This window comes from Nevskia soli, assembly GCF_903970205.1.
Classification (GTDB): domain Bacteria; phylum Acidobacteriota; class Terriglobia; order Bryobacterales; family Bryobacteraceae; genus Bog-113.
This window is the reverse complement of sequence record NZ_CAJCHS010000175.1, coordinates 1-5368: the sequence shown is the minus strand read 5'-3', so window position 1 is coordinate 5368 and position 5368 is coordinate 1. Positions and strand designations below refer to the sequence as shown.

Genomic DNA, 5368 nt, shown 5'->3' with positions numbered 1-5368 from the left:
GAGTGCGCTCGCCGCCATTCCTCCAAACACCAGTCGCAGATACAATATGAGCTTCCGCTTCAATCGCGCTACCACCATCGACGTACCACCCAGTACAAGTATCGCAGGAATGCAACAAGGTCTCCCGTGTCGGTTATCCACTCGACGGGAATCAGCCCATATAACTTTGCGCCCGGTCCAAGCGTAAAGTTGAGCGCCATACGAATCCCCCAAACGGCAACCAAAATAGCGAACAAAATAACTGTCTCGCTCAGAATCTCTTCGACAATTTCGTGCCAGGGAGGGCGCGGCACTACCGCCGGTATCCAAACAGACACTCGCCGCTGATTGCCACGCCGCTACCCTATCACACGCTGGAGCCTATGTTGGAAGTCGCCATCGGATTACGTCGCAGCTTCAGCAGAGGCAGCCTCCATTCATTCAGGGTCGTTGATTGCGGTGCGGGTTCGCGCTCGCCGGCGATCCCGAAATGCATCCCCACACCTTCCGTCACGCGTTCGCCACGCACTTACTGGCCGACGGCGCCGACTTACGTTCGATCCAAGAGTTACTCGGTCACGCGAGGCTTTCCACCGCCCAGAAGTACACGCGCGTATCGCTCACCGACTTGATGCGGGTTTACGATAGCGCTCACCCGAAGGCCTAACTTCAACAGAGTGGCCGACCCGCCGTGTGCTTTCCTTAGCGGCCTTGCTGGGGTGGTGCTGGGGCCGAAGCTCGGTAACGCAGACGCGGCAGAGCGCCGTGTCGCCGGGCGCCAGCCTGTTACGTTCGCTTATCTTCGAACGTGATCGACGCGACCGGGTCATACTTATCCAGCGAGAGCGGCAACGGATTCTCGATTCTGAAGCGAGCTTGCGACTGCGCCGGGATCGTGACGTGTAGGTTTCCGTCCGCGTCTCTTCGCACCGCCATCGTCAGAAGGTTCGGTTCGCTGAGCTTGGCGTTGCGGCGCATCAGGCAACTGCGGTCCGGCTGCACGGTTAACTCGGTGATCATCACATGGCTGCTCTCACCCTTGCGTAGGTCGGACAGCCTGCGCGGCTCACCTTCGATCCACTCTTCAGGTAACTTGGTCAAGATCGTTCTCCCGGACGAATGGTAGCGCGCCCGCCCGCGTGTGTGCGGTTAGTACACTGGAGCGTGGGATTTCTCCGCAAGGTCTTCCCCCCCAAGCGTATAACGGTCGCGGGAGTTTTCCTCGTTTCCCTGCTGCTGGTGATTGCGGCGTTCTTCATCCGCCACATGACCCTGATTGCGGTGTTCGCGTGGCTGACCCTTCTGGTTACCGGATGCATCCTGCTGTGGCGCGGGGTGCGGTACTTCATCCGCCGCAGCATCTGGCGTCTGCGCAACCGCCTCATCGTTACCTACATGTTCATCGGCATGGTGCCTCTGACCCTGCTGATTCTGCTGGTCGGACTGGGCGTCTACGTGTTCGTCGGCCAGACCGCCGTTTACCTGGTGATGACGGAACTCGAGCAGACGATGGATGCGCTCAAGGTGCCGGGGCGCGTGATCGCGGCGAATCCGGGCGCTCCGTACGAGGACATCATCAAGCAGGTGGCTCCCTTTGTACGCGACCGGTTTCAGGATTTCCAGATTGTCGTCCAAAACAAGGGCCAGGTGTTCCGCTACCCGGCAGGTTCGAAGCTCGCGGGCGCGAAACCCGAAGTGCCGGACTATACCGGCCTGACGATTGTCGATGGGCAGTATTGCGCGTGGTCCCATACCAAGAAAGGCGATCTCATCGTCGACGTGGTCGCTCCGGTGCAGCGCGAGATGATGGCGGAACTGGTACCGCACCTGGGCCGCATCAGCATCTCGGGTGAAGGCGGTGAACTGGCTCGGCGCAAGCTCAATGCGGATCAATTACGCGAGGGCGATGTCGGCGCGGTTCCTCCGCCGGCCAGCCAAGTGGATCCGGAAGTCACGTGGGCGAGCCCGGTTATGTTGGTGCAGTGGGGATCGGCTGAGGAGAAGGACTCGGGCCTGCTGCTCATCACCACGCGCCCCTCCGCTCTGATCCGCGCCATCTTCTCGGAGAAGTTCGAAGTGGCGCAAGCGGTTCTATATGCGTTCCTCGTGATTGCGGTTCTGTTCCTGATGGTCGAGATTATCTCGTTCATCATCGGGCTCTCGTTGACGCGATCGATTACCGGAAACGTCGCGAAGTTATACGAAGGCACGCGGCGCGTGGCGGAAGGCGATTTCTCGCATCGCATCCCGATTAAGGGGCGCGACCAGCTGGCGGCCGTGAACGAATCTTTCAACGGTATGACTGAGCGGCTGGAACAACTGGTGATTGTTGCCAAGGAAAAAGAACGGCTGGAGTCGGAGATCGAAATTGCGCGCGAGGTGCAGAGCCAGTTGTTCCCGCAGCATTCCCCGCGCATGAAATCGCTCGAGATTTCGGGGCTTTGCCGGCCGGCGCGCATGGTATCGGGCGACTACTACGATTTCCTTTGTTTGCAGGAGACTAACCTCGCGGTCGCGATCGGCGACGTTGCCGGGAAAGGCATTTCGGCTGCGCTGCTGATGGCCGCTATCCAGTCGATCATGCGGACGCAACTGACGTCGTCCACGCCGATGCTTGCAGCTTCCGCCAATGGGGCGTCTCATACGGTCTATTCGACATCCAAGATGGTGTCGCAGCTGAGCCGGCAGCTGTACCTGAACACGTCGCCGGAGAAGTACGCGACCTTCCTGTTCGGGATTTACGATGAGGACGATCGCGTGTTCACGTATACCAACGCCGGGCATCTGCCGCCGATTCTCATCCGGCGGGGTGAGCCAACCCTGCTCGAGGTGACGGGCACGGTGGTTGGGTTGTTTCCTTCGTCGGGATATGAAGAGCGCAAGCTCGGTCTGGAGAAGGGCGATCTGCTGGTCTGCTATACCGACGGAATTACCGAACCGGAGAACGAATACGGTGAGGAGTTCGGCACGGAGCGGCTGGTGCAGACGCTCATCCAGCATAAGAACCTGGAAATCGCCGAGATGACGACGAAGGTGATGGACGCGGTGCGCAACTGGACCAGCGCGCCCGAGTTGCCGGACGACATGACCCTGATGCTGGCCCGCAGGAACGCATAAGTGCAGCCGCGCAAGGTGGTGACGGCTGCCCAGATGCGCGCGATCGATCAGAAAACGGTTGCACTCGGCATCCCGAGTTCGATTCTGATGGAGAACGCGGCGCATCGCGTGGTGGAGTTTTTAGTTGAACGCTTCTCGCCGCTGAACAGCCAACGCATCGTGGTTTTCTGCGGCAAAGGGAACAATGGCGGGGACGCGCTGGCGGTTGCCCGGCAATTGCTGACGAGGTTCTCGCCGCGCTCGCTCGATGTGCTGCTGGCTGCCGCGCCCGAGGAACTTGCCGGCGACGCCGCGCTGAACTATCGCATGTTTACCGCGTGCGGCGGTCAGGTTCAGTCTGAAATTGAGCCCGTCATGCAGGCAGCGACGCTGATTGTGGATGGTCTGCTCGGCAGCGGATTGAATGGACCGGCGAAGGGCCGGGCGCTGGGGTGGATCCGCGCGATCAACCAGGGGTTCCCGGCGGCCCGTGTGGCAGCGATCGATGTGCCGTCGGGCATGCCCAGCGATTCGGGCGAACGTACCGGTGAATATGCGCGTGCCGATGCGACCGTCACGTTTACCGCGCCCCGGATGTGCCATGTGCTGGCTCCGTTGGCGCGCGACATCGGGGAGCTGCGGATCGCGCCCATTGGGACGCCGCCTTCCCTCTATCAGGACGATGCGTCGATCGATCTCGCACTCGTTGAACCGCGCGCGTTCCGGCATCTGATTGGCAATCGCAATCCGGGCGGCAATAAGGGCGACTACGGGCATGTGCTGGTGGTTGCAGGATCGCGTGGCAAGACCGGGGCTGCGACGATGTCCGGAACGGCCGCGCTGCATGCGGGCGCGGGGCTCGTGACGGTAGGGTCATCGGGGAGCGCGATTCCAGTGATCGCGGCGCATGCGCCGGAGTTGATGACGGAGTTGCTGCCGGAAGCGGCGGATGGGTCGATCGCCGACGGCGCGACGTCGAAGATCGCCAAGCTGATGGAGAAGCTGGATCTGCTGGCGATGGGTCCGGGCCTGGGAACCGAGCCCGAGACGGCCGGGGTGGTGCGCGAGCTTTGGTCGCAATGCGAGAAGCCCGGTGTCTTCGATGCTGATGCGCTCAATATTCTGGCGGAGGATTGGGTCGCGCCGCCCGCGGGGAAGTTGCGTGTGTTGACGCCGCATCCGGGGGAGATGTCGCGGCTGGCGAAGTTGACGGTAAAGCAGGTGCAAGCCGATCGAATCGGGTGCGCTCGTAAGTTCGCGACGGAACGTGAGGTGACGGTGGTTCTAAAGGGTGAATGCACGCTGATTGCCTTTCCGGACGGGCGCGTCTGGATTAACCCGACCGGGTCGCCGTCCATGGCAACGGGCGGGACCGGCGACGTGCTGACCGGAATGGTTTCGGGTTTTCTTGCCCAGTTCCCGAAAGAACCGGATCTCGCGATCGCGGCCGCAGTGTGGCTGCATGGACGCGCGGGGCAGCTTGGGGCCGATGAGATCGGCGAACAACCGTTTGTCGCGACCGATCTGCTGCGTATGTTGCCGGAGGCGATGCGCATTGCGGCTAAAGACCACGTCTGAGGAGGCGACGATTCGCGTCGGTCGGGAGTTGGCCGCCGGCCTGAAGGGCATCGTGCTGCTGCGCGGCAATTTGGGCGCGGGCAAAACGACGTTGGTTCGCGGGATCGTCGCCGGAATTCCCGGCGCGAATGCGGATGAAGTTTCCAGCCCGACATTCACGCTGATACACGATTACGGCGCGGGCGTTTTTCATGTCGATCTCTATCGTCTGGAAACTGAAGCGCAGATCGCCACGCTGGGGCTCGGCGAGATCATGGATTCGGCGCGGCTCGTGCTGATCGAATGGGGCGAGCGGTTGGGATCGCTGGCGCCGCGCGTCTACACGGAGATCGTGCTGGAGATGGACGGCGAAGAGAGACGTACCATTCTGATTGAGGAGCGCCGGATTGAGGAGCATAGCGATGCTGCCGGGTCTTACCCAGCTTGAAAATACGCCGGAGATTCTGCGATTGCTTCTGGATGGATTGACTCCGGAGGAGGCGGCCTGGAAGCCGGCGCCGGATCGATGGTCGATCGCCGAAGTGATCGAACACCTTTCGCATGTGGAAGGGCACGCATTCCGGGCGCGGGTGGATCAGATGATAACCGATGAGATGCCTTTTCTCCACGAATACGATCAGGAAAAATTCGCAGCGGCGGGGCAGTATTCCGGGCGCGACATTGAGGATTCCTTCGATCATTGGGAAGATCAGAGGGAGAGCAACGTCGAGTATCT

Annotated in this window: 5 protein-coding genes and 1 pseudogene; 5 read left to right on the top strand and 1 reads right to left on the bottom strand. The window is 61.2% G+C overall.

Annotation, left to right across the window (positions count from 1 at the left end):
* Positions 1 to 457 precede the first annotated feature (457 nt).
* A pseudogene (locus H1Y01_RS07825) lies at positions 458 to 646 on the top strand (tyrosine-type recombinase/integrase); the annotation flags it as partial.
* A gap of 119 nt (positions 647 to 765) precedes the next feature.
* Here the strand turns inward: H1Y01_RS07825 and H1Y01_RS07820 are convergent.
* Complete coding sequence (locus tag H1Y01_RS07820; RefSeq protein ID WP_180539882.1) at positions 766 to 1080, bottom strand: hypothetical protein; 315 nt, start codon at positions 1078 to 1080, stop codon at positions 766 to 768.
* A 63-nt stretch (positions 1081 to 1143) separates the two neighbouring features.
* On the opposite strand from H1Y01_RS07820, the gene H1Y01_RS07815 reads away from it, so the two are divergent.
* From H1Y01_RS07815 to H1Y01_RS07800, 4 genes are all read left to right on the top strand, one after another.
* The gene (locus H1Y01_RS07815; RefSeq protein ID WP_180539881.1) at positions 1144 to 3096 is read left to right on the top strand and encodes a PP2C family protein-serine/threonine phosphatase; all 1953 of its coding nucleotides are present in this window, start codon (positions 1144 to 1146) and stop codon (positions 3094 to 3096) included.
* On the top strand, positions 3097 to 4653 hold the full coding sequence (locus H1Y01_RS07810) for an NAD(P)H-hydrate dehydratase (protein WP_219341370.1): 1557 nt from the start codon (positions 3097 to 3099) through the stop codon (positions 4651 to 4653).
* Entirely contained in the window at positions 4631 to 5080 is a 450-nt protein-coding gene (gene tsaE / locus H1Y01_RS07805; protein WP_219341369.1) for a tRNA (adenosine(37)-N6)-threonylcarbamoyltransferase complex ATPase subunit type 1 TsaE, read from the top strand. The genes H1Y01_RS07810 and tsaE overlap by 23 nt, the downstream gene beginning before the upstream one ends.
* Positions 5055 to 5368, top strand: a 314-nt coding sequence (locus H1Y01_RS07800; RefSeq protein WP_180539879.1) for a DinB family protein, incomplete at its 3' end; no start/stop codon positions are given. The genes tsaE and H1Y01_RS07800, both read left to right, overlap by 26 nt.